Genomic DNA, 25,940 nt, shown 5'->3' with positions numbered 1-25,940 from the left:
GACACCGCTCACGGCGCGGCGTGGTCACCCGCCCCGCGCAGGCGCGCCAGCATGGCGTCGACGAGCGACTCCTGCAGCCACCCCGTCGTGACGAAGACCCCTGCCAGAAAGCGCCAGAGTCCCCCGTCGTCGTCGACCGTCGGGTCGACGCCCTCCTCTTCTGCCCGCAGAGACCGGTCGAGCCGTGCGTGCAGCTCCTCGACGTCGACGTCCGACGCGAGCTCGAGCCGGTCAGCCACCACGAGGCGGATGTCGGTCAGCGCGGTCGCGACCACCTGCGCATCCGTCTCCGGGACGACCCACGGCAGGGTCCCGTGCCCCTCCGACCCGTCCAGCAGGTCGGCGAACCGGTCCAGCCCGTCGATCTTTCCGCGCGCGACGTCGTCCTGCGTCAGCCGCCGGAACTCGGCCGCGACCTCGTCGTCGTCCGACGCGTCCGGCACGAGCCGGGCCACCGCCCCGTCCTGGGGAGACTCCCCCTCGACGACCGGTGCCAGCATCTGCGCGACACCGCGCGCCGCGCTCGACAGGACGTCACGCTCGGCCTCGTCCAGGGCCGCCTCGTACCCTCCGTCCACCGGAGCGAAGCCGCGCACTAGCCGTCCGCCCGCTGCATCGTGGCCCAGAGGCCGTACCCGTGCATGGCCCGCACGTCGACCTCGACCCGCTCACGCCCGCCCGTCGACACGATCGCCCGCCCCTCCTCGTGGACCTGCAGCATCAGGCGACGTGCCTTCGCCTCCGAGTACCCGAAGTAGCTCTCGAAGACGTAGGCCACGTACGTCATCAGGTTCACCGGGTCGTTCCAGACGACGGTCGACCACGGACGGTCCGACGCCGTCAGGGTCTCCTCGCGCTCGAGCACGTCCGTGCCCGTCGACTCCTCGCTCACGCGTCCACGGTAGCCCGCCCACGCGCACGCGCACCAAGGCACCGCATAGTGTGAGAACCATGACGACCTCGCTCCTGACCGACCGCTACGAGCTGACGATGCTCCGGGCCGCGCTCGCCGACGGCACGGCGTACCGTCACTCGACGTTCGAGGTCTTCACGCGCAACCTGCCCCCCGGCCGGCGCTACGGCGTCGTCGCGGGCACGGGCCGGCTCCTCGAGGCGCTCGCGGACTTCCGGTTCGACGACGACGACCTCGCCTGGCTCTCGCAGGCGGGTGTCGTGGACCGGACCACGCTCGACTTCCTGGCGAAGTTCCGTTTCCGGGGCACGATCCACGGGTATCCCGAGGGTGAGACGTACGTCGCGGCGTCGCCGGTGCTCACCGTCACAGGGACGTTCGCCGAGTGCGTGCTCCTCGAGACCCTCGTCCTCTCGATCCTCAACCACGACTCGGCCGTCGCAGCCGCCGCGTCGCGGATGACCAGCGCTGCCGTCGACCGACCCTGCATCGAGATGGGGTCGCGCCGCACCCACGAGGAGGCCGCCGTCGCCGCGGCCCGGGCCGCCGTGATCGCCGGGTTCGGGTCCACGTCGAACCTCGAGGCCGGTCGTCGCTACGACCTGGAGACCACGGGCACCTCCGCGCACGCGTTCACCCTGCTGCACGACGACGAGCAGGCCGCGTTCGCGGGTCAGATCGCGGCGCTCGGCCCGCAGACGACGCTCCTGGTCGACACCTACGACGTCGCGGCCGGGGTCCGCCGCGCGATCGACGTCGCGGGGACGAGCCTCGGCGCGGTGCGCATCGACTCCGGCGACCTCGGGTCGCTCGCGGTCGAGGTCCGCCGTCAGCTCGACAGCCTCGGCGCGCGGGACACCAAGATCGTCGTCACGTCCGACCTGGACGAGCACGCGATCGCCGCGCTGGCCGTCGCACCGGTCGACGCGTACGGCGTCGGCACCCGGCTCGTCACCGGGTCCGGCCACCCGACGTGCGGCATGGTCTACAAGCTCGTCGCTCGCGAGGCGTCGAACGGCATGATCGAGCCCGTCGAGAAGACCTCACCGTCCAAGGCCAGCCGGGGCGGCCGCAAGACCGCCAACCGGGTCACCGGCATCGACGGTCGTTCGCAGAGCGAGGTCCTGCTCACGGGCCACGAGGACGCCGTGGCGGCCTGGAGGTCCGAGAGCGGACAGGCCCGCGCCCTGCAGGTCCCACTGGTGCTCGACGGCGCGATCGACTCCCGCTGGACGGGTCCGTACGGCGTCCGCACGGCCGCGAGCCGCCACGAACGTTCCCGCGCCGAGCTCCCCCGCGGTGCGCGCCGGCTCTCCGACGGCGACCCCGTCATCCCGACCGTGAACATCGACCTGGGCTGACCCGCTAGCGCCGTCCGACGAACCAGCCGCGTACCACCTCGGTGCGCTTCTGCAGCTGCTCGACCGTCGCCAGCGGGACCTCGGGCCCTCCGCAGCGACGCCGCAGCTCGGTGTGCACCGAGCCGTGCGGCTGCCCGCTGCGACGTGCCCACGCCGAGACGAGCTGCGACAGCTCCTTGCGGAGCTCGCCCGCCTTCCGGTGCTCGAGCTCGGCACGCTCCGCCGCGCTCGGGCCCTTCTTCGACCGCGCGGAGACCTGGCTCGCCTGACGCTGCCGCAGCAGCGTCGCGACCTGGTCGGCGTCGAGCAGACCCGGCAGGCCCAGGAAGTCCTGCTCGTCGTCGGAGCCGACGTCAGCCCCCGTGCCGAACTCACCGCCGTCAAAGAGCACACGGTCGAACGACGCCTGCGCGTCGAGCGCCTCGAACGTGCCCTGCGCCATGTCGTCCGACGCCTTCTCCTCGCGGTTCGCCGCCGCCAGCAGGTCGGCCTCCGGATCGAACTCCTCCCCCTGCTCCTCCGCGGTCAGCGGGCGGTCGAGCGCGTGGTCACGCTCGATCTCCATCGCATTCGCCAGATCGACCAGCAGCGGGACGCTGGGCAGGAAGATCGACGCCGTCTCCCCACGACGACGCGCACGGACGAACCGGCCGACCGCCTGGGCGAAGAACAACGGGGTCGACGTCGACGTCGCGTACACGCCGACGGCGAGCCTCGGCACGTCGACGCCCTCGGAGACCATCCGGACCGCGACCATCCACCGGTCGTCCGAGTCGCTGAACTCGTCGATCCGGGCACTCGCGCCGTCGTCGTCGGAGAGCACCACCGTCGGCGACCTCCCCGTGATCCGCGCCAGGTGGCCCGCGTACGCGCGCGCATCCGTCTGGTCCGACGCGATGACGAGCCCGCCCGCGTCGGGGACCGTCCGCCGCACCTCCGTCAGCCGACGGTCCGCAGCAGCGAGCACCGACGGGATCCACTCACCGTTCGGGTCCAGCGCCGTGCGCCAGGCCTGCGCGGTGAGGTCCTTCGTCATGTCCTCGCCGAGCCGGGCGCTGACCTCGTCGCCGGCCCGCGTACGCCAGCGCATCGCGCCGGAGTACGTCATGAACAGCACCGGCCGCACGACGTGGTCGCGCAACGCCTCGCCGTAGCCGTACGTGTAGTCGGCGGCCGACCGTCGCACGCCGTGCGCGTCGCGCTCGTAGCGGACGAACGGGATCGCGGCGGTGTCGGACCGGAACGGCGTGCCGGTCAGCGCGAGACGGCGGTCGGCGCCCTCGAAGGCCTCACGGACGGCGTCGCCCCACGAGAGCGCGTCGCCACCGTGGTGCACCTCGTCGAGGATGACGAGCGTCGGCGCGGCCGCGGTCCGGGCGGTGTGGAGCGCCGGCTTGGCGGCCACCTGGGCATACGTCAGGGCGACGCCGTCGTAGTGCGCTCCGTGACGACCCTGGCTGTTGCGGAAGTTCGGGTCGATCCGGATGCCCACCCGCGCCGCGGCGTCGGCCCACTGGTGCTTGAGGTGCTCGGTCGGCGCGACCACGGTCACCCGACGCACGACGCCCTGCTCGAGGAGCTCGGTCGCGATACGCAGCGCGAAGGTCGTCTTGCCGGCCCCCGGGGTCGCGACGGCGAGGAAGTCTCGCGGTGCGGCGACCCGGTACTGCTCGATCGCCTCGGCCTGCCAGGCACGGAGCTTCGAGGCGGTCCCCCACGGGGCCCGTCGGGGGAACGCCGGGGAGAGGTTCGACGCCGCGGAGGACGACGCGTGCTGCGGTGCGGTCTGACGAAGGTCGAGCTGGTCCTGCCGGGACGAGGCGCGCTCGCTCACTTGCCGGAATCACCCTCGCCGTCCTGCGGGCTGCGCAGGCCTTCGTAGATCTCCTTGCACGCGGGGCAGACCGGGAACTTCTTGGGGTCCCGGCCGGGCACCCAGACCTTCCCGCAGAGCGCGATGACCGGCTTGCCGGACATCGCGGACTTCATGATCTTCTCCTTGCGCACGTAGTGCGCGAAGCGCTCGTGGTCGCCGGGCTCGACCTTCTCCTCGGCCTCGGTCCGTTCGAGGACGCTGGTCGACGTGCCCGTACCTTCGAGCGGGTCAGCAGGGGTGGTCGGTTCAGTCATGCCCCCGATACTACGTCCACCCACCCCCACGACGACGGACGGGTCCGGGCGACGAGCGCCTCGGGGCACAACCTGCGGAGACGACGACGAGCGGGAGACCGTATGGCCTCCCGCTCGTCGACGCGACGTGTCGGTCCGGTTAGAGTCCCTGCCACTCGGGCTTGGACGCGAAGGTCTGCCGGTAGTACTGGCCGAGCTGCAGGCGGCTGGCCGCAGCCTCGTCCACGAGCACCGTCGCGTGCGGGTGCATCTGCATGATCGTCCCCGGCCACATGGCCGAGATCGGGCCCTCGACGAGCTGGTGGACCGCTTCCGCCTTGCCCTTGCCGGTCGCCAGGAGCACCAGGTGCTTGGCCGACATGATCGTCGCGAGGCCCTGGGTCAGGCAGTGCTGCGGCACCTGGTCCAGGTCGTCCTCGAAGAACCGCGCGTTGTCCTCACGGGTCTGCGCGGTGAGCGTCTTGATCCGGGTCCGGGACGCGAGCGACGAGCCGGGCTCGTTGAACGCGATGTGCCCGTCCGTGCCGATTCCGAGGAGCTGGACGTCCACCCCGCCGGCCGACTCGATGGCACGCTCGTAGTCCGCACAGGCCGCGACGAGGTCCTCGGCCAGCCCGTCCGGTCCGTTCACCGCGCCGGGTGCGAAGTCGACCCGCGACGCGATCTCGGTCTCGATGACGTTGCGGTAGCGCTCCGGGTGGTCGGCGTCGATCCCGACGTACTCGTCGAGCATGAACGCCTTCGCCTCGGCGAAGGACAACCCGTCCTCTGCGTGACGGCGGGCCAGCTCGTCGTACACCTTCAACGGGCTCGATCCGGTGGCGAGGCCGAGCACGGCTGCCGGGTTCTCCCGCAGCTTTGCCTCGATCGTGTCGGCGGCGAGCTTCGCAAGCTCTTCCGCCGGTGCAATCACAACTTCCATTTCGACACCTTTCTGCGACCGGCGAGGGCTGCGCCCACGGCGGCGACGGGTACGTCGGTCGGACAGAGGCGGACGCGGTCCGCGATCTCCAACGACGCAAGGAACGGCGAGGACGATGCCTGCTCCTCGAGTGCGACGGCCACGGCGTCCAGCAGAGGTGCGCCGAGAATGCTGACGCCGCCGCCGAGAACGACGTGCTCGACGTCGTACGACAGGACCAGAAGACGGATCGCGGCAGCCACGGCCGTGACGAACTCGTTCTTCACGAGGACCGCCCGCTCGTCTCCGCCCGCCGCGGCCTCGAAGAGCTCCGCGGGGGCCGGACGACCGTGCTGCGACGGCCAGCGGGCACCGAGTGCCGTGCCCGAGGCGTACGTCTCGAGACATCCTCGCTGACCGCACGCGCACAGCGGTCCGCGGGGGTCCACCGGGATGTGGCCGATCTCGCCGGCGGCGCCCGACACGCCACGGCGGAGCTCTCCCCCGAGGACGATTCCCGCGGCAAGCCCGGTCCCGAGCGCCAGGAACGCCAGGTCGACGTCCCCGCCGGTGACGGAGGCTGCGCCGAGCGCTGCCACGTTGAGGTCGTTGTCGACGCTCACCGGCACGCCGCCCAGGTGCTCGGAGAGCAGGGAGGCCAGCAGGAACGTCTCTGCGTCGATCCCGAGGTTGACGGCGTGCTGCACGCCTCCCGATGCCGGGTCCACGAGCCCGGGCACCCCGACGCCCACCGAGGTCAGGCGCTCGACCGGTACGCCCGCAGCGTCCAGGAGCCCTGTGACCGCTTCCGCGGCGCTCGAGACGACACCCTCGGGTCCCCACCGGGTGGGGAGCCGGAGCGTCCCCTCGACAGAGCCGTCCGGCCCGACGAGGACACCGAGAATCTTGGTTCCCCCGACGTCCAGACCCACGGCATAGCCCTGGGCCAGGCCGGCGGAGGCGGTGGCCTCGTCCGTAGACGAGGCCACCGAACTGAGCTCGCTCACATCAGCCCTTCACAGCACCGGAAACAAGACCACCAGTCATTCGGCCCTGAACGATCATGAAGAAGATGACGACCGGGATGGCGATGAGGGTCGCGCCCGCCATCAGTGCCCCCCAGTTCGTCGCCATCGTGGCCTGCTGGAACGTCCGCAGCCAGACCGGCAGCGTCATGTTCTCGGGCCGGGTCATGATGATCAGTGCCATCACGAACTCGTTCCAGGCCTGGATGAAGGCGAAGACGCCGGTCGCCACGAGGCCGGGAGCCAGCAGCGGGAAGGTGACCTTCCAGAACGCCTTGGTCCGCGAGCAGCCGTCGATCATCGCGGCTTCCTCGAGGTCTGCCGGCACGGCGTTGACGAAGCCACGCAGCGTCCAGATCGTGAACGGGAGAACCGCCGCGAGATACACCATGCCGAGACCGACGATCGTGTTCAGCAGCTGCCAGGAGTCGATGATCCGGAAGATCGAGATCATCATGGCCTCGGCGGGGATCATCTGGACGGCGAGGATCGTGATGATGAACGTGTAGCGACCCTTGAACTTGAAGCGAGAGATCGCGATGGACGCGAGGAACGCGAACAGGAGGGCGAAGATCAGCGTGAAGAACGTCACCAGGAGCGACGTCTGCAGCGCGGGACCGAACGGTGACCGATCCTGTTCGAAGATCGCGACCTCGTAGTTGCGCCAGGTGAAGTTGGAACCCGGCCAGAGGTGCAGCTCCGACCCACGGATCATGGACGTGGGAAGGAACGAGGAGTTGACCATCCAGTAGACCGGGAAGATCGAGAACAGGAACACGACGACCGAGATCGCCGACCAGATCACGCTGTTGCGCGCCTTGCGTCGGGTGTCCTTGCTCCGACGGACCGCCGGAGGCTTCGTTGACGAACGCGTCTGGCGCTCGGGGGCAATCGCCGCTGCGGAGGTACTCACAGCTCTTCCTCCTTCAGGGTCTGGCGCACGTAGTAGTACGAGATCGCCATCATGATGATGACCAGGATGACCGCGATCGCGCTTGCGGGGCCGTAGTGCCCCTGCGCCATACCGACCTGGTAGATGTACGTACCGATCGTGTTCGTCTGCTCACTGATGCCGCCGACACCCTGCAGGGCGAAGATCTGGGTGAAGACGCGCAGGTCCCAGATGATCGACAGGATGATGAGCACCGTGAGGATGCTGCGGACGAACGGCACCATGATGAGGCGGAAGCGCTGGAACGGGCTGGTGCCGTCGAGCTGCGCCGCCTCGAGGACCTCTCCGGGAACCTGGCTCAGGCCCGCATACATCGTGAACGCGATGAAGGGGACCGCCTGCCAGATGATGGCGATGCCGGCGACGAAGAAGAACGAGAGCGGGTTGATGAGCCACGAGTGGCCCATCCAGTCGTTGCCGGTGATCGACGTCAGGACGTGGTTCACGACGCCGTACTCGGTGTCGAAGATCCACCCGAAGACGATCATCGTGGCGAGCTGCGGCATCGCCCACGCGAGCAGCAGGCCGATCGAGGTGAGGAGCTTGAAGCCCTTGTTCAGGCGAAGCATCAGGAGGGCGATCAGAATGCCCAGCAGCATCGTGAAGAAGACGCAGAAAATCATGAACACGAAGCTCCGGGCGAGCACGGTCCAGAAGTCCGGGTCGGTGAGAATGTCGGTGTAGTTCTGGAATCCCACCCATTCGGCGGGGACGCCCATGAGCTGGGCGCGCTCGTACTCCTGGAACGACATGATGATCAGGCGGATCAGCGGGTAGCCGGTCAGAACGCCCAGAACGATGAGGGTCGGCGCCAGAAGGAACCAGGGAAGCGGCGACTTGCGCTTCTTCCGTTCGGGCTGGGAACCGCTCGACCGCTCCGCGGTCGGGTTCTCCAGAGTCGTTGAGCTCATTTCCTCACTCCGTCGGTGTCTGCGCGCACGAGGTACGCGTCGCAGTGCGGTGTACTCATGCCAAGGGGCGGGGACCCGTCGGGGCCCCCACCCCTTGACAGTGCAGGGTTGTCACCGCGTGCGGTGACTCACCGTGGGATCAGCTGTTGAGGATCGACTCGATCTGCTCGTCCAGTGCCGTCGCGATCTCCGTGACGTCGCCGCCCTGAGCGATCTTGACGAACGAGTCCTGGAGGACCTTCTGCGCCTCGACGTCAGCCCACTTGGGCGACGCGGGGGTCAGCTTCGAGTTCGCAGCGGCAGCAGCACCGGCCTGCGTGATCTCGTCGTCCGGCAGGTACTCGGCCTGCGAGACCTTGGCGGGGATGAGGCCGTTGCCGGCGAGGATCTTCTGGTAGCCGTCCGAGAGCATGATCTCGAGCGCCGACTTGGCGAGCTCAGGGTTCTCCGACTTCGCGGCAACCGCGATGTTCGAGCCACCGGCGAAGACCTGGGCAGCGCCACCGTCAGCACCCGGGAGGGCGAAGGCGGCGAGGTCCGAACCGTAGGTGTCCGAGCAGCCCGGAACCTCGGCGTCGGGCTCAGCCACGATCGACCACTTGATCCAGGTCGGAGCCGACAGGTAGCCGACCGAACCCTCACAGAACGGAACCTGCAGGTCCGTCTCCTGGCCGTCGGCCGGAGCGTTCGAGGCGTTGACCATCAGGTCCTGGACCTGCTCGAGGCCCTTGATGCCACCCTCGGAGGAGAAGCCTGCCTCCCAGGTGCCGTCGTCGGCCTGCTCGGCGATGAAGCCACCGTTCTCCCAGACGAACGGGAGAGCGTTGTACCAGTCCTGACCCGGCCACCACATGCCCGACACGTCGTCGGTCGTGTTGTCCTTGGCGGTCGAGATGTACTCGTCCAGCGTGGTCGGGATCTCGTTGGTGACGATCTGCGGGGTGTAGAACACCGCACGTGCACCGGAGTAGTACGGGGCTGCGTAGAACTTGTCGTCGTACGTGCCCGCCTCGACGAAGCCCTGGAGCAGGTCGTCGCCACCGAGGGCGTCGTAGTCCTCGGTGAGGTCGGCGAAGAAGCCGGCCGACGTGAAGGCCGAGGCCTGCGTGTTTCCGACCTCGACGACGTCGGGGCTGTCGGAGGAGGAGAGGGACGTCGTCAGCTTGTCGACGAGGCCGTCCCAGGCCTGCTCCTCGATGGTGAGCGTCGAGCCCTCGTTCTCGGACTCGAAGGTCTCGATGAGGTAGTCGCGTGCATCCTGCGGCGTGTCGGTGCCGACCAGCCACACGCGGAGGTCACCAGACTCGACGGCGGCGTCGGAGCTGCCCTCGTCGGAGCTGGAGTCGTCGGAGCCACACGCGGCGAGCGCGAGGGCCAGGGTGATCGTCGAAGCCACCGTGGTGGCGACGAGGCGGTTCCTCTTCACTGGGGTACTTCCTCTCGGTGTATCGCTGTGGTGGCGCTGGGGACGCCACCTGAGGTAATTCGGGAGGTCATGCGGATGTCCGCTCCTCCGGCCCGGCTCAGGAGACCCCGAGCTGTCCGGAGAGAACGAGAACCGCTGCTCCGGAGAGCACCACGTCCTCATCCAGGGACGCCATCCGGAACGTGAGACCGGCGTTGACCGCCGGCATCGTCCGATCGCGGATGACTTCGAGCGCCGTTTCTCTCAGTGGCCCGTCGAGAAGCTCGGCGGGTCCGCTCAGGAGAACCTCGGAGAGGTTCAGCGCACTGATGACAGGAGCGAGGGCGGTGCCCAGGAGCCTGCCTGCCGATGCCAGCGCGGCATCGGAGTCTTGTGTGGACAGTCCCGCGGTCGCGCTGCGCAGCGCGGGGACGGCGAGGACGGTCTCGAGGCAGCCGTCGCGCCCGCAGGCACAGCGCAGGCCACCCTCGGCGAGGACGGTGACGTGCCCGATCTCTCCTGCGGCGTTGCGGTAGCCGCGCATCGGGGACCCGTCGACGACCACGCCTGCACCGACGCCCTGACCGACCGTGACGATCATGAAGCCGTCACCGTCGGCGTTGCCGAACGTGAACTCGGCGAGCGCGGCGATGTTGGCGTCGTTCGCGACGTGGACCGGGAGACCGAGACGGTCGGCGAGGTCCGCGGCCAGCGGGACGTCGAACCACCGGCGGTTGGGGGCCTCGACGACCAGCCCCTCGGGGTCGACGACACCGGGCGAACCGATGCCGACGCCGAGCACAGGCTGCGTGGCCGACGCGATCAGGCCACGGATGAAGCGGGCGAGCAGGTCGACGAGATCGGCACCCGTGCGCCCCTCGATGTTGAGCTGCGACCGGACGACGATGGCACCGTTCAGCGACATCACGGCGCCGCGCATCTCCATGTCGTCGGTGAGGTCGACCGCGACGATCTGGTAGGCGCTGGTGCGCATTCCCACGAGGATCGCGGGCTTGCCGACGCGCTGGCCGGGGCGGACGCCGAGCTCCTCGACGAGCCCCTCGGCGATGAGCGCGGAGACGAGGTCGGAGATCGTGACGCGAGTGAGCTGCGTGGCACGCGCCAGGTCCGCCCTGGAGGTCGGCCCCTCGTGGAACAGGTGCTGCAGCACGAGCGACCTGTTGTGAGCACGCGCGTGCTCGGGCAGCACCTTGGTGAGGGGTCGGAGCCTGGAGCTCAGCCCTCGCATGGTGGCCACGTTGCGCGTGACGTCCGTCGTCATGTTTGTTAGTAGACCCCCTTTACTAAGGGGGTGTCAACCAAAACGAAGGACCGTGTCCAAACCGTTGCCAAGTGGTGACATTTAAGGTTCAACGATCCAGCCACGCGCCCCACGGTGCCCGACCGACACCGTGGCGACGTCCGCGGCGCGCTGCAGCGCGACCTCGTCGTCGAGGCCCTGGTCGCAGAACGCGGCGAGCGCACCGTGCAGGACGTCCCCCGCCCCCAGGGTGTCGACGACCCGGTCCGGGCGTCGCACCAGGATCGTCGTCGGGACGCCACGGACCGAGGCGACGAAGCTCGCCCCGCCCGCGCTCTGCGCGACCGTGCGAGGGCCCCAGGACAGCAGGGTCTCGACGACGCCGCGCCCGCTCTCCCGCAGGTCCGTCGGGATACGGAAGTCGGCCGAGGCCACCACAAGATCGCTCGCCGCCACGAGCTCGCCCGTGCCCGGCTTCCAGGACCCGGCGTCCATCACGACGATCCCCCCGCGGCGACGGATCTCCCTCGCCAACGCCAGGGCGATCTCCGGCAGGTGGCCGTCGACGAGCAGGACGTCGCCCGGACCCATGCCCCTCGCCAGGTCGTCGACATCGACGGACGCGCCGACGGCGGACGTCGCGTTCGTGCTCACGACGGCGCGCTCGCCGGTCCCTGCGGTCACGAGAACCGTCGACAGCGCCGGGTCACCACCGTCGGCGACGTCGGCGACGGTGACACCCGCGCGGTCGAGTCCTGACCGGGCGATCTGCGCGAGCGGACCGTCACCGACCGACGCCACGAGACGGACGCCGGAGCCCAGCGCAACCGCCGTCGCCGCCGCGTTCGCCGCCGGCCCGCCGAAGTCCACGGCGAGCTGCCGGGCGACGACCTTCTCGTCAGGACGTGGCAGCCGCTCGACGGTCTGCAGCACGTCGACGGTCAGGAGCCCGCAGCACACGATCATCCCTGCATCGTGGCACTCCGGCGACGAAGACGTCACGAACGAGCCACGAACCGATCACGATCGGCCGAAACCCCTGCTGCTCCGGCGTCTGCCGCTCTACGGTCGCACCATGACGATGCGCACGAGCCGGACCACCCGCCGCGGCGGCCTCGTCGTCGCCCTCGCGACGGGTGCGGTGCTCGCCCTTGCCGGCTGCACCTCGGGCGCGTCGGACTCCGCCGACTCGTCGAGCACCGAGATGGGCGTCGAGGACTCGGCCGCCGCTGACGTCGGAGAGGTTGCCGACGGCGACCGCGCCGCGCTCCCGAGCAGCGACGCGGTCTCGCAGGACCGCGAGGTCGTGACGAGCGGCTGGGTCTCGCTGGTGGCCGACGACCCGGCCGAGACGGTCGGTGAGATCGCCACGATGGCTGAGACGGCGGGCGGATGGGTCGAGTCGCGCAGCCAGACGGCAAGGACGGACGAGATCGAGCCGAGCGCGACGATCACGATCCGGCTCCCCGCCGACCGCGTCTCGGACACCGTCACGGCTCTCGAGGGAGCCGGGGACGTCGTGGACGTCTCCGTCGACTCTGTCGACGTCACCGCGACCGGCCAGGACCTCGATGCTCGCATCCGCGCACTCAGCGCCTCGGTGGACCGCCTCACCGAGCTGATCGACGCCGCCGAGTCCACCTCTGAGCTGATCGAGGCGGAGTCCGAGCTGACGACCCGCCAGGCCGAGCTCGACAGCCTGTCGGCCCAGCGTGACCAGCTGACCGAGCAGGTGGCGATGTCGACCCTGACGGTCTCCGTCTCGGCCGCTCCCGGACCGACGGAGCTCGCTCCGGGCGGGTTCACCGGCGGGGTCCTGGCGGGATGGTCGGCACTGGTCTCCACCGTGGACGTCCTGATCGTGGCCATCGGGGCGGCTCTGCCCTGGATCGTCCCGGCCGCCCTCGCCTATCTGCTCGTCCGGACCCTACGTCGTCGACGTGCCGGCGGGACGGCGCCCGGCGGCCCCGACGCGAACGACCCGGCTGCTCCGGGGGGCGGCGGACCCGGCACCGGCCACGCGGGTGACCACGACGACGAACCGCACCCGGGCCGCGACGAGAGCACGTCGCGGTCGGTGCAGATGTCAGGGACAGGGCGATGACGACGTCTCCCGCCCGCGACGGCAGCGGCGCGGCCGCGTGGCTCTTCGACGGCGATCGTCAGGTGGGGACCCTCGTGACCCGGGTGCACCGTCACTGGGACCGGATCGGCCCCGCGACGCATCCCTGCCACGTCAATCCCACCGAGCAGACGGAGTGGTGCGTGACCTTCGTCGACCCCGCGCGGCCACGGCTGTTCAGCGACGAGGTCGATCTTGAGGTACCCGCCGTCGTGCAATGGGACACCGGGACGTTCACGGTCACCGGCCAGCCCCTGCGGATGCAGTGGCTGGCCGGTGACGCACGGGACGAGGCGATCGCCCGCTCTGGCTGGTAGAGCCGCTACGCCCCGGCCGCGCCGCTCGCGGAACTGTCCGTGGGACCGGCCGACCCGTCCGGAGCCAGACCTGCTCGCGCGCGCCGACGCGGGAGGATCGCCAGGAACCAGGCCGCGACGAGGAAGAGGAGGACGAAGACGACCGCGAACACGCCCGTCGTCGTCTGGTACGCCGTGACGTAGGCGTCCGTCGCCCCCTGGACGATCTCGTCGGCCTGCGGGGAGTCGGCGACCCACCCGGGTGCCTCTCCCCCGGCGACGTAGCCAGAGATCTGCGTCTGCTGGACCGGGGTCAGCCCGACCTCGTCGTAGACGTCCTGGAGCCCGTTGCCGAAGCCCCCGTACAGAAGGCTCGAGCTCAGCGCAAGGCCCAGGGCGAACGAGGCCTGCCCGATCGCCGGCTTGCTCGCGACCGTCGCACCGACGAGGTCGGCCGGCGGCTTGCCCACGAAGAACTCGCCGGCGGCGGTCTCGGTCAGCATGCGAGAGAACCCGCCGACGACCAGTCCGAGCCCGAACACCCAGTACGGGCTCGAGCCGCCCGCGAGGGCGAAGACGCCCATGGCGATCGCGACACCCGCGAGCCCGACCAGGACCATCGACTGAGCGCTCTGGCCCCGCGTCGCGAGCCGGCCCGCCGCGAACGCGCCGAGGACCATCGCGATGGTCGCCGGCAGCTGCCCGACGGTGACCTGCAGTGCGTCGTAGGAGTACACGTACTGCCACAGGAGGGAGAGCTGCAGGACCATGACCGCCTGCCACATGTTGAACGAGACGTCGGCGGTCAGCGCTCCGGCGAGGTCCGGGTCCTTGAAGAGCTTCACCGGAAGCGCCGGCTCGTCGTGATGGGTCTCCCACCACAGGAAGGCGACGAGGGCCGCCACGCCGATGAGCAGCGGGACGAGAACCCGCGCCGAGGTCCACCCGCCGCTGGCGTCGGAGACCCCCCAGATGATCCCGACCAGCGCGACGGCGATCAGGCTGAGCCCGACGCCGTCGGTGCTCCGTGCGTGGACCGCCTTGGAGCGCGGCACGAACCGCTTGTTTAGCACGAACGCGATGATCCCGACCACGGGCACGACGAGGTACCCGTAGCGCCAGGACCCGCCGATCAGCCACCCGCCCAGGATCGTGAGCGGGATCGTGAACGCGACCTGACCGGTGAAGAACAGCGACAGCGCCTTGCCGACCCGGTCGGGTGCGACGGTCCTGATCAGGGCCATCGAGAGGCAGAGCGTCCCCGCCAGACCGAAGCCGGTCAGGACACGGCCCCCGATGTAGACCTCCGCGCTCGGCGCGACGGCGGTCACGAGGCCTCCCACGAGGAGCGCGCCGCACGCCCACAGCAGCACGAGCCGCCGCCCGATGCGGTCACCGAGGTTCCCGATCGCCAGGATCGACGCCGCCATCGCGAGCGTCGCGACCGACGCGGCGAAAGCCCGTTCAGAGGGCGACATCCCGAGGTCGGAGGCGGCCGACGCGATCGCGGTGTTGTGCAGGGACACGTCCGCGGCCTGGGCGACACCGGCCATCGTCAGCGCGAAGATCGCGGCACCGGGCCGACGGGCGACGCCGTCGGCCGTCGGCTCTGCCGCTGCGTTTTTCGTCATGAGGCTGAGTACACCGTGGTTCCTCGTTTGATGGTGCGCAGGACGGAGATGTCCTTGATCGCATCATGGTCGACCTCGAGCGGGTTCGCGTCGAGGAGCACGAGGTCGGCGATCTTGCCGACCTCCAGCGAGCCGCGGTCGTCCTCGGTCCGGTGCTCGTACGCTGCGTTGATCGTCAGCGCCCGGAGTCCGTCGATCGGGGTGGCCCGCTCGTCCGCGCCGAGCACGGCACCACCGGTGGATCGCCGGACGACGGACGTCCACAGGAGGACCATCGGGTTGATGGGTGTGATCGGGTAGTCGGAGTGATTCGTGGGCCGCAGGCCCTTGGCCGTCGCCGAGCGCAGTGGCGAGATCCCGGCTGCGCGTTCGGGGCCGAAGTTGCGCAGGTGCGTGTCCCCGAAGATGTACGTATGGATGGTGAACATCGAGGGGTTGAAACCCTCGGCGACGTAGTCGTCGAGCTGGTCCGCACGCATGACCTGCGAGTGGATGGGGACCGTGCGGCCCGGGGACGAGACCCCGGCCTCCTTGGCGGCACGATGTGCCGCGAGCAGCTGGTCGATCGACGCGTCTCCGTTGCAGTGCGCGAAGACCTGCACCCCGTGGCGATAGGCCTGCTCGACGAGTGCGTCGGTCGTCGCCTGGTCGATCACGGCGAGCCCGTGCCAGTGCTCCTCGCCCCCGGGACCGCCGGTGACGTACTCCTCGGTGACGTACGCCGTCTTTCCCTGGGGTGAGCCGTCGAGGATGAGCTTGAGGCCCTGGACGGTGTGCCCGTGGCTGCTGGTCCCCAGGAGGCCCTCGTCGAGGGCCTCCTGGAACTCATTGAAGATCACGAGCGAGCGGACGTCGACCGGCAGGCCTCTCGACTCCGCGAAGGAGCGCACGTACTTGATCTGGTCGACCGTGGCGGCCCCGTCCTGCACGGTGGTCATCCCGAACCGTGCGTACTCCCCGAGCATCTCGACGAACGCGTCGTCGTCGAAGTCGAAGAGCGAGAAGGCGATCGGGATCCACGCCTGCTCCCAGAGCACACCGTTGGGGGTGTCCGTCCCCGGATAGCGGACGATCGTGCCGCCGTCCGGGTCCTCGACGCCCGCCGTGAACCCCGCGGCCTCGAGCACCCGCGAGTTCACGACGCCGCCGTGCCCCGAGACGTGGACGATCGCGACGCGGTGGTCCGGGAACTCACGGTCCAGCATCTCCGCGGTGACCTCACCGCCGTCGTCCATCTCGTCCGGGTAGTAGCCCCAGCCGATCACCCACTCGCCGGGCGCAGGCCGGTTGCGGTCCTTGGCCTCGTGGAGCCTGCGCACGATGTCGGGCACCGTCCGCGTCTCCCCCACGGGCGGGGTGTGGAGGGCCGCGTGCTTGATGTACGGCGCCCCCATCGACACGTGACTGTGCGCGTCGACGAAGCCGGGGACCACCGTCGTCCCGGCGAGATCGACGACCTCCGTGTCCGGGCCCGCGAGGGCCCGGACGTCGTCTGAGGTTCCGACGGCGACGATCAGACCGTCGTCGACGGCGATCGCCTCCGCGACCGTCCCGTCCTCGTCGACCGTGACGACGGAACCGTTGACCAAGATCAGGTCGACGTTGCTCATGCGACAGCCTCTTCTCGTCGCCGGTCAGGAAGCCGGAGACGGCGGGGACGCGGGCCCGTCGGCGGAATCGCCCGGACCGGACTCGCCCGGCCGGTCGACGTCGGCCGCCTCGGCCGATCCACCGCCGACCAGAGCCGCCGGACGGCCGTCCAGCGTGAGCGGGCCGTCGACGAGCGTGCCGGCCTTGCGCATCCGGCTCGCCTTCATGAAGAACAGCGTGCTGATGATCGCGAAGACCGTCAGGAAACCGGCGATGATGAACATCGTGCCGTTGAAGGACGAGACGAAGACGTCGCTCGCCTGGTCGACCACCGTCTGCACCTGCTCGGAGTCGTAGTCCGACATGTCGCCGCCCGAGACGTAGGTCTCGATCATTCCCGTGTAGTAGCCCTGCTGCGAGGGTTCGACGTTCGCCTTGTCGAAGGCCTCGGCGATGCCGCGGCCATACTGGCCGAAGAGGAACGTCGTGCTCAGCGCGGTGCCGAGCGCGAAGCTCGTCTGGCCGATCGCCGTCTTGGACGAGGCCATCGAACCGGTCAGGGCCGCCGGCGGCTTGCCGACGAAGTACTGACCCATGGTCGTCTCGTTGAGCATCCGGGCGAAACCACCGACGATCATCGGGATGGCGAAGAAGATGTACGGCGTGGTCGTCGTGGAGAACCCGAACATCACGAGCGTGCCGATGAGCATGAGGTGGCCGGCGCTCAGCAGGATGATGACCGGGAGCTTGCGGGCGAGCAGGCGGCCGGCGACCGTGGCGCCGACGACCATCGCGAGGTTCATCGGGAGCTGTCCGAGGCTGACCTGGAGCGGCTGGTACTGGTAGACGTACTGCCACAGCATCGAGAGCTGGATCATCACGACGGCCTGCCACATGTTGAACGAGAAGCCGGTGGCGACCGAGCCCGCGAGCTCGGGGTCCTTGAAGAGCTTGACGGGGAACGCGGGGAACTCGACGCGAGCCTCCCACCAGATGAAGATGGCCATCGCGACCAGGCCGATGAGCACGGGGATGATCACCGTCGACGATCCCCAGCCGGCGTTGCCGGCGTTGGAGAGTCCGTAGATGATGCCCACGAGCGCGATGGCGACGGACGAGAGGCCGACGTAGTCGAAGGGTCCGACCTTGTCCGCCTTGGCCTCGGGCAACCCCCGCATGCACATGAGGAACGCGATCACTGCGACCGCGGGAAGAACCAGATAGCCGAAGCGCCAGCCGAAGCCGGCGACCCATCCGACGAGAACTCCGAGCACCAGTGCAGCCGCCGTCTGTCCGGCGAGCCAGAAGGCGACGGACTTGGGGATGGCGTCCGGGGCCACCGCCCGGATCAGGGCGAAGCTGAGACCGAACGCCGCCGCGATACCGATCCCGGTGACAGCGCGGCCGAGCATGAAGACACCTGTGGTCGGGGCGAACGCGGTGATCACACCGCCGGCGCCTGCGACGAGGAGACCTGCGAGCATGACCTTCCGTCGACCCAGGCGGTCTCCGAGCGCACCCGTCGTCAGGATGGCGGCGGCCAGGGCGAGCGTGCCGATGCTGGCGGCGAACGCGCGCTGGGCGGCGTCCATCCCCAGCTCGGAGCTCGCACCGACGACCGAGATGTTGTTCGCCGTGGGGTCGACGACCTGCAGGCACGACGCCGCGGTCAGCGCGACCATCGCCGCGGTCGTCCCCTTTCTCGTCGCACTCGACTGACTCATGCGTTCCTCCGGTGTTCATGACGTCGCAGACGTCGACGGCCGATCAGTGCGACGCGTTCGGTCGCACTGCCGACCATATGACCGGAACAAAGGGACGGCACGCCGAAATCGGCTGCAAAGCAGCGAGCCCCACCCTGAACAGGGTGGGGCTCGTCACGAGGGGTGGAGGTGCGGGGAATCGAACCCCGGTCCGGCAGCGATTATCAAGGACTTCTCCGGGCGCAGTCCGCTCCGCTTTTCTCGGCCCCAGCACTCACACGGACAAGGTGCTGACGGGCCCAGTCGGCTGAAAGTCCCCGCGTCGTCACCGACGAACGACGCGAGCAGTGGCTCTCTAGCTGACGCCAGGAACCGGGACGAGAGCTATCCCGGGCTGACGGACTTCGAGGCTCGCTCAGGCGGCGAGGGCGAAGTCGGTGCGCTTGTTATCGGCACCTATAGGTTTGCAGACATCGTTAACGAGATAAGTCTGCATTCTCGGCCCGCTTCTCCCTGAAGCACGACCACCGTCGAAACCGATCACCCCCTGTGCAGTTGTCAATCTTGGTGGCCCGCGAGCCACCGCGTGGACCGACTGCCGCCGACCCGCGCAGGATGCATCCTACGGGGTCAACGGCGATCGGTGCACGACTATTCCGCTAGCGCTTGCGACGGAGCGCCCCGGCGACCAGCCCGCCGGCGATTCCGAGCAGGAACACGTCCTTCGCCATCCCGATGCCCTCGGGGGTCGGGCGCACGCCGTCCTCCCGGGTCAGCCCCGGCGTCTTGAGATAGATCCCGACCAGCGCACCGGAGAACGCTCCGAGCGCGACGCCGACGAGCCCCGAGGGCACGAACGGCGTGACGAGAGCGGCACCCAGCGCGATCTCACCGGTCGACAGCGCCTTGGTGAACTCCTCGGGCTCGACCTCGTCGAGGAACGGGAGTGCCGCAGCGGCGGTGCCGTGCAGGTAGGCCGCCGTGTCGGCGTCGGCGCCGCGCTTGTCCAGGCCGGAGCTGAGGATGAACGCGCCGGCGGCGAGACGCGGGATGTACTGGCTGAGCTGAGCCATGGAGGGCCTCCGAGAGTAGACGGACGAACGGCCCGTACGCTACGGCGTCGCCCGCCTCCTCACCAGCGCTGAGCCCTACCGCAGCTCACGCTGGCGCATGGCCCGGTGCGCCTCGCGGTTGTCCTGCTTCTCCCGCAGCGCCTGCCGCTTGTCGTACTCACGCTTTCCCTGTGCGAGCGCGATCTCGACCTTCGCCCGACCGTCGACGAAGTAGAGCTGGAGCGGGACGAGGGTATGTCCCTTCTCCCGCGTCTTGGCCTCCAGGCGGTCGATCTCGCTCCGGTGCAGCAACAGCTTGCGACGGCGCCTCGGCGCGTGGTTGTTCCACGTCCCCTGCGAGTACTCGGGGATGTAGACGTTCTCGAGCCAGGCCTCGCCGTGATCCACCGCGGCATACCCGTCGACCAGGGACGCCCTCCCCTGCCGCAGCGCCTTGACCTCGGTGCCGTTGAGGACGATTCCTGCCTCGAAGACGTCCCGGATCAGGTAGTCGTGCCGGGCCTTGCGGTTCGTCGCGACGACGTTGCGCCCCGTGTCCTTCGCCATCACCCATCCAATCCGCTCGTCGATCCACGCCGGGCGTGGGCTACGCCGTCGGGCGTCACGGACCAATCTACGCGACCGGACCCGCCGTGACCCAGCTGATATGCGTGGTCAGAGGTACGAGAGCGGGTCCACGGTCGAGCCGTTGCGATACACCTCGAAGTGCAGGTGGCAGACCTGCGAGGTCCCGGTCGTGCCCGAGTAACCGACCAGCTGACCCTTGGACACGTACTGCCCGGCCGAGACCGAACGGACCGAGAGGTGGTTGTAGCTCGACATCACGCTGTTGCCACCGTGCGAGCCATGGTTGACCAGCACCTGCTGCCCGAGCCCGCCGTACCACCGGGAATAGAGGACCGTCCCGCTCTGCGCCGCGTAGATCGCCGTCCCCTGCCCGCCCGGACAGCGCGCGCGGAGGTCGAGCCCGGCGTGCAGACGTGTGACGCCCACCAGGAACGGGTGCTTGCGCATCCCGTAGTACGACGTGATCACCGGCACCGCCGTCGGCCACGAGAGCCCCCAGGACGAGCTCGAGGAGGACGAGCCGCCGCCTGAGCCGGAGCTCCCACCAGAGCTCGAGCTGCCACCCGAGGAGGACGACCCCCCGGAGGAGGACGATCCGCCAGAGGAGGACGAACCGCTATCCTTTTCGGCCTCCTTCCGCGCAGCCTCTTCGGCCGCCGCCTTCTCGGCGGCGGCCTTCGCGGCGGCCTCCTTCTCGGCCTGGATCCGCGCGTCGCGGGCGTCCTGCTCGGCGATGACCGACTTGAGGTCGGCCTCGAGGGAGTTCTGCTCGGAGACGACGTCGGCCAGGTCCTGCTCGGCCTGCGCCTTCTGCGCCTCGATCTCCGCCTGCTTCTCCTGCTGCTCGGCCTGGAGTCGCTCGAGCTCTGCCTTGCGCTCCTCCGCGGCCTGGCGGGCGGCCTCCGCGTCGAGGACGTTCTGGTCTGCCTGCGCCTTGAGGTCGCTGATCGTCTCGCGGATGGCCTCGAGCCGCGCGGACCGGTTGCGCGCGATCGACTCCGCGTCCCTCAGCTCGTCGAGGGTCTGCGAGGTGCTGCGGGCGGCCGACGACGCGGCCGCGTACTCGTCGACGAACTCCTCGGCGCTCTGCGCACCGGTCACGATCCCCAGGCTGCTCAGCGACCCCTCGCCGCGGAACGACCGGCGCGCCATCTCCGCGAGGTTCGCGTGCGCGTCGTCGACCTCCTCGGCGCTGGTGTCGATCTCCTCGGTGACCTGCACCTCTTCGTCCTGCGCGTCCGCGAGCCGCTGCGCCAGCTGCTCGGCCTCGCGGCGGGTCCGCTCCACCTCGGCCTCGGCGGCCGCGAGCTCGACCTCGGCGCCCGGGAGCTGCGCCTCGATGTCGTGCAGCTCCAGCACGGCCGCGGCCAGTGCCGCGTCGGTTCCCTCGAGCTCGTGCGCGAGCTCCTCACGCTCGGCGCTCGCCTGAGCCTGCTGCTGCTCGACCTCGGCGCGGCGGTCGTCGATGTCGTCGGCGACCGCCGGGGTCGCGCCCACGGCGATCAGGGCTCCGACGACTGCGGTGGCCATCCAGCGTGACGTGCGACGTGTCATGAACGATCAGACTCTCGTGTATCGACGAAGGGTGAGGTAGGACGAGCCCACCGAGAGAACCAGTGCGATCAGGATCAGGAACGGTGCGACCTGGATCACATCGCCCGTGTCGACATAGTTCACCCAGGGGACGGAACCCGCCAGCCAGTCCGTGATGAGATACCTCACGCCGACGAGGAGGCCACCGATCGCGAGCAGGGAGCCGAGCACTGCCGCGATCGCGCCCTCCAGGAGGAACGGCAGCTGGATCACGGTGTTCGAGGCGCCGACGAGCCGCATGATCGACGTCTCTCGGCGCCGGCTGAACGCCGAGAGGCGAATCGTCGTGCTGATCAGCAGGACCGCCGTCACGAGCATGACGACCGCCAGCCCGGCCGCCAGGAGCGAGAGCCGGTTGAGCACCAGGAACAGCGGCTCGAAGATCGCCCGGTCGTCCTCGACGGACTCGACACCCGGCCGTCCGGTCAGGACGTCGTTGACGACCTCGTACTCCTCAGGGTCGACGAGCGTCAGGTGCAGCGAGCTCTGCATGTCGTCGACCGTCAGCGGTGTCCCGAGGTATCCGTCGGGGTACCGCTGCGTGAAGGCGTCGAACGCGTCCTCCTTGGACTCGACGCGCACCTCCTCGACGACACCGTCGAGCTCGGTCGCGATCACGCGCTCGAGGTCCTCCTGCTGCTCCTGCGTCGCCTCTCCCCCGGCGCAGGCCGCCTGCGGAGAGTCCTGCGGGCAGAGATAGACCGTCACCTCGACCTGCTCGTACCAGTCGCCCTGGAGCTTGTCGATCTGCAGCTGAAGAAGCGCCGCGGCACCGACGAACGTCAGCGACACGAAGGTCACGAGCACGACCGCCACGGTCATCGAGAGGTTCCGACGCAGCCCCGCACCGACCTCCCCGAGGATGAACTGACCCCGCATCGTCTACACCTCGCCGATCGGGAGAGGCTCGCCCGCCGCGGCGATGCCCGGTGTCCCCGGATCGCCGCGCCTCGACGAGTCGTAGATCCCCTCGGCCTCGTCCCGGACGACCGTCCCGTCGTCCAGCTCGATCACACGACGCCGCCACTGGTTCACGGTCTCCTCGTCGTGCGTGGCCATGACGACCGTCGTGCCCGTCCGGTTGATCCGGTCGAGCAGACGCATGATGCCCAGCGCCGTCGTCGGGTCCAGGTTCCCGGTCGGCTCGTCGGCGAGCAGGATCGGGGGTCGGTTGACGTACGCCCGGGCCAGCGCGACGCGTTGCTGCTCCCCACCCGAGAGCTCGTGCGGGCGACGCTTCTCCTTGCCCTCGAGCCCGACGAGCTCGAGGACCTCGGGGACCGCGAGCGAGATGGTGTGCCGCCTGCGACCGAGCACCTGGAGGGCGAACGCGACGTTCTCGTAGACGGTCTTGTTGGGCAGCAGGCGAAAGTCCTGGAAGACGACGCCGATCTGACGACGCAGGTCGGGAACCTTCCAGCTCGAGAGCCTGCTCAGGTCCCGCCCCGCGACGTGGACGGCGCCCGCGGACGGCCGTTCCTCCCTCAGGACGAGACGCAGGCAGGTCGACTTTCCGGACCCTGAGGCCCCGACCAGGAAGACGAACTCACCGCGGTCGATGTCGAGCGAGACGTCGTCGAGGGCGGGTCTCGCCCCACGCGCGTACGTCTTCGTGACGTTTTCGAAGCGAATCACAGGGGCACTCACCGTCGGTCGAGGCGGGGCACGGTCGTGCCCTCGGTCGACTCGAGGCTAAGCACCGAGCCTTCGCGGTACGCCGACCGACACGCCGCGGGAGGAGAGACCGCGGAGATCTGACGCGAGACCGCGATCAGTCGTCGGAGGACCCCGTCCCGCGCCGCCAGCGGATCCCGGCCTCGATGAAGCCGTCGATGTCGCCGTCGAAGACGCCGGACGTGTTGCCGACCTCGTGCTCCGTCCGCAGGTCCTTGACCATCTGGTACGGGTGCAGCACGTAGGACCGCATCTGGTCGCCCCAGCTCGCCTTGATGTCGCCGGCGAGCTCCTTCTTCTTGGCGTTCTCCTCCGCCTGACGCTGCAGCAGCAGGCGTGACTGGAGAACGCGGAGCGCGGCGGCGCGGTTCTGGATCTGGGACTTCTCGTTCTGCATCGAGACGACGATCCCGGTCGGGATGTGCGTCATCCGCACCGCGGAGTCGGTCGTGTTGACCGACTGACCACCCGGGCCGGAGGAACGGAACACGTCGACCTTGATCTCGTTCTCGGGGATCTCGACGGAGTCGGTCTGCTCGATCAGCGGGATGACCTCGACGGCGGCGAACGACGTCTGGCGGCGACCCTGGTTGTCGAACGGCGAGATCCGCACGAGGCGGTGCGTCCCGGCCTCGACCGAGAGGTTGCCGAAGGCGTACGGGGCCTTGACCTCGAACGTCGCCGACTTCAGGCCGGCCTCCTCCGCGTACGACGTGTCCAGAACCGTCGTCGGGTAGCCGTGCCGCTCGGCCCAGCGCAGGTACATCCGCATCAGCATCTCCGCGAAGTCGGCGGCGTCCACACCACCGGCTCCAGCACGGATCGTGACGACCGCCTCACGGACGTCGTACTCACCGGACAGGAGCGTGCGGACCTCGAGCTCACCGAGCGCCTTCTGCAGCGTGACGAGCTCGGACTCCGCCTCCGCGAGCGTCTCGGCGTCCCCGCCGTCCTCGGTCGCCATCTCGACGAGCGCCTCGAGGTCGTCGATCTGCCCGTTGAGGTTGTCGACGCGCTCCAGCTCGTTCTGCGCGGCCGAGAGCGCGGTCGTCACACGGGCGGCCGACTCCGGGTCGTCCCAGAGACCGGGCGCGGACGCCTTCTCCGAGAGGTCGGCGATCTTCGCTCGCAGCGCCTCGGGGTCGCTCACGGCGGCAATGCTCGCGAGAGTCGATCGGAGGGACTTGAGCTCGTGCGGAAAGTCGATGGAGGCCACGAGAACCCAGGGTACGCGCTACCAGGCCCGTGCCGCCGCGACGGCCGTCAGGTCGATGCCGTCGGACCACCCGCGTGTCACGGGACTCACGATCGCCGGCCAGGTCCGTGCCGTCAGGACCACACGCGCGCTGCGTCCGTCCGGCGTCCCCGCCTCGACGAGCCGGACGTCCGTGAGCGTGCTCGAGCCGGCGTACGCCGCGAGATAGGCGGCGGCCGCGGTCTCCACGTCGTCCGGGTCCAGACGCGCGCCTCCCGTCGACGCGGGCGTCCCGTCAAGGCCGTCGTAGACCGACGTCGCGACCACCTCGTCGGCGGCGGCGAGCGCCGTCGCGTCGGCAAGGTCGAGGAGACGCTTGCGGTCGAGATGGACCTGCGTCACGGAGACGACGACGATCACCAGACCGAGCGTGAACGCCACGAACGCGGCCGTCATCAGCATGATCCGTCCGCTCTCGCCCTCCGGCAGCGCGCGCAGCGCGCACGCGCGGGTCACGGGACCACGTGGTCACCGACGGGTGCCACGTGCACGGCCTCCACGGGGACGGACAGCGGGACGGCTTCCCCGACGAACCTCGGGACGAACGGCAGCTCGACGGGGTAGACGACCCGGACCGTCACCTCACCGCCCGCGGCGGGACAGGTCGCGGTGGCGCAGGTCACGGCCACCTCGGCCCCGTCCGGATCGAACCCCTGGTCGTCGAGGGCGAGCCGCAGTGCCGCGTCGCTGAGCGCCGCCCGCTCGGACGCGTCCGCGGAGGTGACGACGACGCGTCCGATCTCGCGTGCCGCCGCCTCCGTCGCGAAGACTCCTGCCTGGAGCCGAGCGAGCGCGATCCCGATGTACATCACCGGCAGCAGGAGCAGCACCGCGGCCCCGATGAACTCAACCATCGCGTTGCCGTCCTCGCGGCCGGCCCCGGCACACCGGGTGCGGAGGGCCGCGATCCCCCGGCGCATCAGCCCGGCTCCTGCACGGCGTGTCCCTGGACCTCGAGCATCCCGGAGGGGCCGAGCGTCCCCACGACGGGAAACGGCGCACGGACAGAGATCTCCGTCACCGGCAACCCGTCGAACTCGGCCTCGCTGACTCGGACGTCCTCGGCGAAACGCCCGGACAGCGATCCCTCGATCAGTTGCTCGGTCCGCCGGATCCCGTCGGAGGGGAGGGAGTCTGCGCGCGCCGCGACCCGCGCCCCCTCCGCCGCGGCGTCGACGAGCAGGGACCTGACGTAGACGGCGAGGATGACCTGGACGACCGCGAGCACGAGCGCCAGCACGAGGACGGAGACCAGGGCGAACTCGGCCACCGCCGACCCCTCGTCCCCGCGGACGCCGGGAGCGCCACGACGGCGGGGTCGCGCCGGCCGTCGGCTGTCGGGACGCCCGGCGACTACGGACCCGTGACGCTGTTGATCGCCTCCGTAAACGTCTGCTCCAGCAGGGGGCCCGCGATGGCCCAGAGCGCGACGACGAGCCCCGCCGTCATGAGCGTGACGAGCACCCATCCGGGCACGTCGCCACGCTCCGGCTGCGACGCGACTCGTCGCAGGCGCGCGCGTAGGACCCCGCCGGTCCGGATCGAGATGCTGCGGCGTTCCATGGACGTCAACTCCT

General features: G+C 69.7%; 27 protein-coding genes and 1 other RNA gene. 3 read left to right on the top strand and 25 right to left on the bottom strand.

Annotated features, from left to right (window positions below; all coding sequences use genetic code 11):
- Positions 1-8: 8 nt before the first annotated feature.
- Positions 9-596 (bottom strand): DUF2017 family protein, encoded by a 588-nt coding sequence (locus Q343_RS15110; protein WP_052366856.1) that lies wholly within the window; start codon positions 594-596, stop codon positions 9-11.
- The gene (gene clpS / locus Q343_RS15105; RefSeq protein WP_029252449.1) at positions 596-892 is read right to left on the bottom strand and encodes an ATP-dependent Clp protease adapter ClpS; all 297 of its coding nucleotides are present in this window, start codon (positions 890-892) and stop codon (positions 596-598) included. Before clpS ends, Q343_RS15110 begins: the two co-directional genes overlap by 1 nt.
- A gap of 59 nt (positions 893-951) precedes the next feature.
- Between clpS and Q343_RS0104775 the strand changes: the two genes are divergently transcribed.
- Positions 952-2,274: a nicotinate phosphoribosyltransferase gene (locus Q343_RS0104775; protein ID WP_029252448.1), complete on the top strand. Its 1,323-nt coding sequence runs from the start codon at positions 952-954 to the stop codon at positions 2,272-2,274.
- 4 nt (positions 2,275-2,278) lie between these two features.
- Here the strand turns inward: Q343_RS0104775 and Q343_RS0104770 are convergent, their stop codons facing one another.
- From Q343_RS0104770 to Q343_RS0104730, 9 genes are all read right to left on the bottom strand, one after another.
- A complete protein-coding gene (locus tag Q343_RS0104770; RefSeq protein ID WP_029252447.1) occupies positions 2,279-4,108 on the bottom strand; it encodes a DEAD/DEAH box helicase in 1,830 nt (609 codons plus the stop codon).
- Entirely contained in the window at positions 4,105-4,404 is a 300-nt protein-coding gene (locus Q343_RS0104765; RefSeq protein WP_029252446.1) for a DUF3039 domain-containing protein, read from the bottom strand. Before Q343_RS0104765 ends, Q343_RS0104770 begins: the two co-directional genes overlap by 4 nt.
- 139 nt (positions 4,405-4,543) lie before the next feature.
- Complete coding sequence (gene nagB, locus Q343_RS0104760; RefSeq protein WP_029252445.1) at positions 4,544-5,326, bottom strand: glucosamine-6-phosphate deaminase; 783 nt, start codon at positions 5,324-5,326, stop codon at positions 4,544-4,546.
- Complete coding sequence (locus Q343_RS0104755) at positions 5,314-6,312, bottom strand: ROK family protein (RefSeq protein ID WP_248616734.1); 999 nt, start codon at positions 6,310-6,312, stop codon at positions 5,314-5,316. The genes nagB and Q343_RS0104755 overlap by 13 nt, the downstream gene beginning before the upstream one ends.
- 1 nt (position 6,313) lies before the next feature.
- Positions 6,314-7,243 carry a carbohydrate ABC transporter permease gene (locus tag Q343_RS0104750; RefSeq protein WP_081829610.1) on the bottom strand — a complete coding sequence of 310 codons (930 nt, stop codon included), beginning with the start codon at positions 7,241-7,243 and terminating at the stop codon, positions 6,314-6,316.
- A complete protein-coding gene (locus Q343_RS0104745) occupies positions 7,240-8,193 on the bottom strand; it encodes a carbohydrate ABC transporter permease (RefSeq protein WP_029252442.1) in 954 nt (317 codons plus the stop codon). The genes Q343_RS0104750 and Q343_RS0104745 overlap by 4 nt, the downstream gene beginning before the upstream one ends.
- 139 nt (positions 8,194-8,332) lie before the next feature.
- Positions 8,333-9,619, bottom strand: a complete 1,287-nt coding sequence (locus Q343_RS0104740; protein ID WP_231959196.1) for an extracellular solute-binding protein — start codon at positions 9,617-9,619, stop codon at positions 8,333-8,335.
- Between the two features lie 97 nt (positions 9,620-9,716).
- The gene (locus Q343_RS0104735; RefSeq protein WP_081829608.1) at positions 9,717-10,880 is read right to left on the bottom strand and encodes an ROK family transcriptional regulator; all 1,164 of its coding nucleotides are present in this window, start codon (positions 10,878-10,880) and stop codon (positions 9,717-9,719) included.
- An 81-nt stretch (positions 10,881-10,961) separates the two neighbouring features.
- Complete coding sequence (locus Q343_RS0104730; protein WP_029252439.1) at positions 10,962-11,825, bottom strand: PfkB family carbohydrate kinase; 864 nt, start codon at positions 11,823-11,825, stop codon at positions 10,962-10,964.
- Positions 11,826-11,934: 109 nt separating this feature from the next.
- Here Q343_RS0104730 and Q343_RS0104725 point away from each other — a divergent pair, with 109 nt between their 5' ends.
- The gene (locus tag Q343_RS0104725) at positions 11,935-12,963 is read left to right on the top strand and encodes a DUF4349 domain-containing protein (protein WP_052366855.1); all 1,029 of its coding nucleotides are present in this window, start codon (positions 11,935-11,937) and stop codon (positions 12,961-12,963) included.
- Positions 12,960-13,298, top strand: a complete 339-nt coding sequence (locus Q343_RS0104720) for a hypothetical protein (protein WP_029252437.1) — start codon at positions 12,960-12,962, stop codon at positions 13,296-13,298. The genes Q343_RS0104725 and Q343_RS0104720 overlap by 4 nt, the downstream gene beginning before the upstream one ends.
- A 5-nt stretch (positions 13,299-13,303) precedes the next feature.
- Here the strand turns inward: Q343_RS0104720 and Q343_RS0104715 are convergent, their stop codons facing one another.
- From Q343_RS0104715 to Q343_RS0104655, 14 genes are all read right to left on the bottom strand, one after another.
- A complete protein-coding gene (locus Q343_RS0104715) occupies positions 13,304-14,908 on the bottom strand; it encodes an MFS transporter (RefSeq protein WP_029252436.1) in 1,605 nt (534 codons plus the stop codon).
- On the bottom strand, positions 14,905-16,518 hold the full coding sequence (locus Q343_RS0104710; RefSeq protein WP_029252435.1) for an amidohydrolase: 1,614 nt from the start codon (positions 16,516-16,518) through the stop codon (positions 14,905-14,907). The genes Q343_RS0104715 and Q343_RS0104710 overlap by 4 nt, the downstream gene beginning before the upstream one ends.
- Before the next feature lie 24 nt (positions 16,519-16,542).
- Positions 16,543-18,222, bottom strand: a complete 1,680-nt coding sequence (locus Q343_RS0104705) for an MFS transporter (RefSeq protein WP_081829607.1) — start codon at positions 18,220-18,222, stop codon at positions 16,543-16,545.
- 160 nt (positions 18,223-18,382) lie between these two features.
- Positions 18,383-18,749: a transfer-messenger RNA gene (gene ssrA / locus Q343_RS14825) on the bottom strand.
- Between the two features lie 111 nt (positions 18,750-18,860).
- On the bottom strand, positions 18,861-19,274 hold the full coding sequence (locus Q343_RS0104700; RefSeq protein WP_029252433.1) for a hypothetical protein: 414 nt from the start codon (positions 19,272-19,274) through the stop codon (positions 18,861-18,863).
- A 75-nt stretch (positions 19,275-19,349) separates the two neighbouring features.
- Positions 19,350-19,820: an SsrA-binding protein SmpB gene (gene smpB, locus Q343_RS0104695; protein WP_029252432.1), complete on the bottom strand. Its 471-nt coding sequence runs from the start codon at positions 19,818-19,820 to the stop codon at positions 19,350-19,352.
- A 108-nt stretch (positions 19,821-19,928) separates the two neighbouring features.
- A complete protein-coding gene (locus Q343_RS0104690) occupies positions 19,929-21,395 on the bottom strand; it encodes a M23 family metallopeptidase (protein WP_029252431.1) in 1,467 nt (488 codons plus the stop codon).
- 6 nt (positions 21,396-21,401) lie between these two features.
- On the bottom strand, positions 21,402-22,313 hold the full coding sequence (ftsX, locus tag Q343_RS0104685; RefSeq protein ID WP_029252430.1) for a permease-like cell division protein FtsX: 912 nt from the start codon (positions 22,311-22,313) through the stop codon (positions 21,402-21,404).
- A gap of 3 nt (positions 22,314-22,316) precedes the next feature.
- Positions 22,317-23,069 carry a cell division ATP-binding protein FtsE gene (gene ftsE / locus Q343_RS0104680; RefSeq protein ID WP_081829606.1) on the bottom strand — a complete coding sequence of 251 codons (753 nt, stop codon included), beginning with the start codon at positions 23,067-23,069 and terminating at the stop codon, positions 22,317-22,319.
- A gap of 136 nt (positions 23,070-23,205) precedes the next feature.
- Positions 23,206-24,324, bottom strand: coding sequence for a peptide chain release factor 2 (prfB, locus tag Q343_RS0104675; protein WP_029252428.1), 1,119 nt, complete (start codon positions 24,322-24,324; stop codon positions 23,206-23,208).
- Positions 24,325-24,342: 18 nt separating this feature from the next.
- The gene (locus Q343_RS0104670; RefSeq protein ID WP_029252427.1) at positions 24,343-24,819 is read right to left on the bottom strand and encodes a pilus assembly protein TadG-related protein; all 477 of its coding nucleotides are present in this window, start codon (positions 24,817-24,819) and stop codon (positions 24,343-24,345) included.
- The gene (locus Q343_RS0104665) at positions 24,816-25,283 is read right to left on the bottom strand and encodes a hypothetical protein (RefSeq protein WP_043109251.1); all 468 of its coding nucleotides are present in this window, start codon (positions 25,281-25,283) and stop codon (positions 24,816-24,818) included. The genes Q343_RS0104670 and Q343_RS0104665 overlap by 4 nt, the downstream gene beginning before the upstream one ends.
- Positions 25,283-25,633, bottom strand: coding sequence for a TadE/TadG family type IV pilus assembly protein (locus tag Q343_RS15325; protein ID WP_029252425.1), 351 nt, complete (start codon positions 25,631-25,633; stop codon positions 25,283-25,285). Before Q343_RS15325 ends, Q343_RS0104665 begins: the two co-directional genes overlap by 1 nt.
- 83 nt (positions 25,634-25,716) lie before the next feature.
- Positions 25,717-25,926: a hypothetical protein gene (locus Q343_RS0104655; protein ID WP_029252424.1), complete on the bottom strand. Its 210-nt coding sequence runs from the start codon at positions 25,924-25,926 to the stop codon at positions 25,717-25,719.
- Between the last annotated feature and the right edge of the window lie 14 nt (positions 25,927-25,940).

Source organism: Paraoerskovia marina DSM 21750 (assembly GCF_000701465.1).
In the GTDB taxonomy this organism is placed as follows: domain Bacteria; phylum Actinomycetota; class Actinomycetes; order Actinomycetales; family Cellulomonadaceae; genus Paraoerskovia; species Paraoerskovia marina.
Note: the sequence above shows the minus strand (reverse complement) of the source record. Positions and strands in the feature narration are given on the sequence as shown.